Annotated in this window: 5 protein-coding genes; 2 read left to right on the top strand and 3 right to left on the bottom strand. The window is 45.9% G+C overall.

Annotated elements, in window-relative coordinates; all coding sequences use genetic code 11:
• The 3 genes from LLF78_07935 to LLF78_07925 form a co-directional block, all read right to left on the bottom strand.
• The coding region (locus LLF78_07935) for a hypothetical protein (protein MCE5202423.1) at positions 1–2,189 on the bottom strand (2,189 nt) is incomplete at its 3' end.
• A complete protein-coding gene (locus LLF78_07930; protein ID MCE5202422.1) occupies positions 2,186–2,524 on the bottom strand; it encodes a hypothetical protein in 339 nt (112 codons plus the stop codon). The genes LLF78_07935 and LLF78_07930, both read right to left, overlap by 4 nt.
• Positions 2,521–2,970: a hypothetical protein gene (locus tag LLF78_07925; protein ID MCE5202421.1), complete on the bottom strand. Its 450-nt coding sequence runs from the start codon at positions 2,968–2,970 to the stop codon at positions 2,521–2,523. Before LLF78_07925 ends, LLF78_07930 begins: the two co-directional genes overlap by 4 nt.
• Before the next feature lie 288 nt (positions 2,971–3,258).
• On the opposite strand from LLF78_07925, the gene LLF78_07920 reads away from it, so the two are divergent.
• Entirely contained in the window at positions 3,259–4,506 is a 1,248-nt protein-coding gene (locus tag LLF78_07920) for a type II secretion system F family protein (protein ID MCE5202420.1), read from the top strand.
• A gap of 322 nt (positions 4,507–4,828) precedes the next feature.
• Positions 4,829–5,288 (top strand): prepilin-type N-terminal cleavage/methylation domain-containing protein (locus LLF78_07915; protein MCE5202419.1); only part of this gene is annotated, 460 nt, incomplete at its 3' end.

The raw sequence follows: 5,288 nt of genomic DNA, 5'->3' as shown, positions 1-5,288 counted from the left end.
TCTTGTGAGGTGTTTGTACCCCAGACCCTTATGCCTATATATCTCTTTTTTTCTGTATCGTATATTGTGTCAAGTATACCTGACAGACCGCTCCAGCTGCTCCATTTTTCCATTAAGTCCGCACGAACATCCATGAGCTTTGCCTTAAAGACAGCTTCATATGTCTTATAGTTGTTGTTTTTATCATTATATTTAAATTTAACTATGTATCTATTCCTCTTGGAAGCTCCCGAAGGGGACGATGCAAGTGTTATTTTATTGCCGTTGAACGTGCTGGTGTAGTTTCTTACGGTATATTGTTTATTCTGACATGGATCTCCTACAAAGCTGCCAAACCATATTGGCTCAGAGAGAAAGAATGCTTTCCCTACACACCAGGGGTCGGTATTTTGGTAATATGTCCTCTCCTCCGGGGTAGGAGGCCTCAAATATCTCATTCTGATGATGAATCTGGGGTGGTCCTTCCCGTCAGAGATGTTTCTGTCGTAATATTCAAGTATGGTGTACAAAATCCTGCGCCTGTCCGTAAAGAATGTGGGTTTATCTGAATCATATTTAGAATAGGGTACGTTAAATATATCATTCTGCATATATCGCGGGTCATAGTATCCGGCTAGGCCAAACTCAGGGTTTTGATATTCTTTCTCCATGCCGTATGGACCGGATACATTGACCGGAGAGTGACCATACTCTGTGCCGTCGGCAATAAGACGGATGGGAAAACATCTTTTTTGTTTGTCATACTGCAGAATTTGGCCATAATCCTTAAAAGCCCCGTTATTCGTGGTCCCCCTTCCGTTTATGAGTACTCCGTACCCAGAGCTGTCAATAACTTGTGCATCAACTATCAGTGAGTAATTTGTTATAGTTGTATACGAAGCTTCGTCGTTGCCCGAGCCGATCTGCATAAGCAGCCTTTCTGCATCCATGAGATCAAGCCGCACTGCGGCACTTATTGAGCTCCCCAGATCGTTGTTTGAATTATTGATGCTCAGAACGCGCTCACCGTTTTCGTGAGAGACGGAGATGTTTATTTTATCCGGCGTTACCTGTTCATAGAAGTTCCCATTACCGGCTGTGCCGTTCAAAAGGTGGTCGGTCCATTCGGTCCAAAGTTCTCCCCCTATGCTTCCGCCCGTCTTAGGAGCAACTACCAGCACATAAGGGCTCCATACCGGTTCTCCTGTTCCGGATCTGCTGCCGTCTGCGGTATCTGCTCTAGGTGTGACACGGCAGCGGATGACGCCGTAGCTGCCCCACTCAATATAGTTACCGCCGGACTTGACATAAAATGGGCCTGATGTATCTATATCATGGCTGTGGATAGCCTCCCCATTTCCCCTGACCAATTGCCAGTAATGTTTGTCTCTGTTGCTGTCCGTTGGAACAGCGTCCGTGATATTTGTGCCTGCGCTTACTCCGGTCGAAATGTACCATTCGACCACAGAGCGGTCAATTATCTTTGACCCTGTTTCCGGATCTGTTTTTGGCATCAGGTCATAACTTACCGTAATGTCGGGATCTACGTCTGCGGTATCTTTTGATACCTCTTTAACAACGGCAGTTGTGCCGTATTTGTAAAGTTTCAGGTTATTGATCATGCAATTGAGAGGGAGCATGTCTTTTGCCGTGAACCTGAGCACGTTCCCGGTATATATGCCTGGAGAGTCACCGCTGCCGGATTTCGTAGGTTTGTTGAACAGTCCTTTTTTAATTGATAGGTCAAGTTTTGCGTCCGGGTAAGACGGGTTAACTGCGCTTACCTGGAAAGAGAGCAGATAATTCTCAGGATCGTCATCAGAGGCAGCGGGTATCGAAAATTTTATGGAGTTGATGCATTCGGAACCCTCAAGCACATTGTCCCCCGATGCATCCCTATGTACTACCGAATTGTCCTGCAGAAAGAGGTAGTGTGTGTTATATGGTATCGAAGACGGGACCGGGATCTCGTCTGTGTCTGTGTATTGAAGTATCTTTATATCTCTTGTCACGCTCAGTATCGGCGATATCCTCCTGCTGAAAGAGTCAAGAGTGAAGCGGACACCGCTTACCAGACGTCCGTTGGCCTCTGCTTTGACGAATAGATCCACGGCTGACATTGCCGCAAAAATAATGGTTCCGGTGACAAGAAGCATTATCAGCAAGGTAATAAGGAGTTCTATGAGTGACATGGCCGGGCGGTGTCTCACGGCAAACTGTCCTTCCTTTGTATCACGTAAAAGGAACTGCCTTTTTTACCCTCTGCCGAGTAACGATAGAGGGAGTATTCTAAATTGCCGCCGCCGATGGACATAGTACCTGATGCCAGTAATACTCCGGACGGTGACCCTTCATGTATAAGCGCTCGTTTCAGGAGATCCGTTTCGACGGAGTTTATCGTGTTCTGTCTGGATTTCACTGAAATACCGGAGTTTGTTATAAGCTTCACGCTTATGCCGAGGGTAGATACGACAGCAGCGATCGCTATTGTGAAGATGAATATTGCTATAAGCATTTCAATAAGAAATGCACCGCGCCGTCTCATTCTATTCCGCCCCACGATAGAACCTTTTTATTTAAAGTGTCGAAGTCAGCTGTTACAGTCGAAGACAGAGTATCTGCCCCTGAGGCTTTTGATGTGATCAGAACGCGGCTGTTGACATCGCCGGTGATGCTTATTTCGACTGAAGCGCTCAGGCCGTAATCGTAATCGGTGATGTCTGCTTTGCCTGTTTTATCGGCGGGATCAGTTCCAAAACAACTCTTATCGGCGCTGAGCGCCTCAATGACTGCATTCGCGGAAGAGCAGGCCAGATAGTCAAGCCGGACCTTTTTGTCGTGCAGCGTCTGCCATTCTTCAACGCGCATCGTCCGTGCAGATATTGTGAACGCAACCGCACAGAGCAGGGTCAGGAGCATAAAACCTGCCAATACTATTGCGATGAGTGCCGCACCGGAGTGACGGTCCTCCGTCGGCTGCATTGGGATCATTCAAATACCACCTCATATCTTCGCAAGTATAATCTTTGGGAACAATTGGTACAACATGACTTAACTCAGGCCTGCCATTTTTTTGTCCAGTTGCCGTATATTGAAGAACAAACAGTCTGCAGAAAGATATTCAAGCGTATGTATGATATACACTTTGTATTTAGTTGCAATTGAAACCATTATACAATATACTGTTATGCCAGTAAATAAACTATGGTGTCGATATTTTCCCTCCGGATATTTTTCTCCGGAATTATATATACGTCTAATAGACGGCAGGTGGGGTCCTTGGATTTCCGTTATAAGGCTAAAGCTTCAAATGGCAAAACCATCAGCGGCACACAGGCGGCGAATAATGAAGCAGAACTCATAGCCTGGATGCGCGATAAGGGCTGGGTCCCAATAGATATATCAAGGACATATGAGGTTGCGTTACAGATCGGTGAATCTGTAATTGGAAAGAAGGATATCGATCTGCACGTTCCATCCTTTTTTTCGCCGCGTATCAAGCTCCGTGACAAGGCGGTTTTTTTCAGACAGCTCGCTACAATGATATCTGCCGGGATCCCGATATCCGCCTCTTTGGAGATACTCACGGAACAGACATCCAACAAGAGGTTCAGGCACATTATTTCCAGAATATATTTCAGGGTCAGTTCAGGGGCAACTTTTGGCGCCGCCATCGCAGAACATCCGAAGTGTTTTGACCCACTGGTAACAGCTTTAGTAAGAGCAGGCGAGGAATCAGGCACATTGGACGAAAGTCTTTTGAAACTGGCCGGGTTTCTTGAGGATCAGGATGTTCTGCGCAAAAAGATAATATCGGCCCTTACGTATCCGTCTGTTGTAATGGCTATCGCGCTGATAGTTCTGGGTGTGATGGTCGTTGTTGTCATACCTCAATTTCAAAGGGCCTTTCAGAACCTTAACGTAAAGATGCCTATACTGACACAGTGGACTTTTGCGCTCGGGACCTGGGCCAGGGGCAACTGGTATTATATACCTGCGGCGATCGCTGCTTTTGCTGTCGCCGTATATGTACTGAGAAAATCAAAGTCGCTTGAGCTTATAATCGACGCCGCTATTTTAAAGGTGCCGGTCTTTGGGGACATAATATTCAAAGCGTCTGTCTCTCGCTCATTCCGGACTATGTCATCGTTGCTCCGCTCCGGTATCCCGGTCCTTCAGTCTCTTGAAATGGCAGGGAATGTCGCCTTAAACAGCAAGATCAGAAATGCATTCGTACAGATGAGAGATACAGCCGTTACAGGGGCATCGATGAACTCCATTATGAGGGAGAAAAAACTTTTTCCTCCGATGATCTCGCATATGATAGCTGTCGGGGAAGAGACCGGCCGCACAGATGAAATGTTCGATAAGATAGCAGATTGGTATGAGTCGGAGCTATCTGAAAAAATAAAGCGCCTAAGCTCGATACTGGAACCTGTAATGGTTGTTTTCGTTGGGATCATCGTAGGTTTTATGGTGCTTGCGATATTCCTTCCGATCATTTCTGCAATACAGGCGTTCATGTGATTTCCCCTTATTGTAAAACAAAAAAAAATAAAAGCTATTATATGGATCATTTTTTTGTTTAACCCAAAATAACTATTAATCTCTGGACATTTTATAATGAGATGTGCTAGAATGGAACAGTATCTGATAGTTTTTATAGTGGCATGGTATGTTCTCATCTGTATTTTATCCGGAAAGATTCTTGGGGGTGAGAAAGAAGAAAGAGAGATCTATTGACCGATAATTTAAGGGGGAATTCGGAGGCGTCCGGATTTGTGCAGGGTGGGGCACGCGCAGGATCTTAGTGGAGATTCCGATGTTAAATTCAGGGAGGAAAATGTAAATGGAAAAAATAATCAGGAAATATCGTAAGGCAAAGGGTTTCACTCTCGTTGAGCTTCTGATAGTAGTCATCATCATCGGTATCCTGGCCGGGATGATGATGCTCTCTTCCGGCGCGGCAACGGACAAGGCAGAGGCGACAAAGATCGTATCCGATATGCGCAATGTCAAATCAGGCGCTCTTATGTGCTATGCCGATACCGGCGCTTGGCCGACGGCGATTGAGAGTATTGACAAATATCTTGACGTAAAAGTATCCGGTACTAATACATCGTTCGCTCTCAAGAGTGATAGTGGTCCTATCTTTGTGGCGTATGACGGCACTAAGGGTGCTAAAAAAATCGCGACGGCAAACAATGGAGTGGCAGAAAAGCTGAAATCGATGGCGGCAGATGCCGGCCTTTATGCAAATGGAACATCGGACGACCTCACAAAAGCACCTAATTACGATGGCGAGCCAA

This window comes from Synergistaceae bacterium, assembly GCA_021372895.1.
Taxonomy (GTDB): Bacteria; Synergistota; Synergistia; order Synergistales; family Synergistaceae; genus JAJFTP01.
The sequence above is the reverse complement of the archived record's forward strand: the minus strand, read 5'-3'. Positions and strand labels throughout refer to the sequence as shown.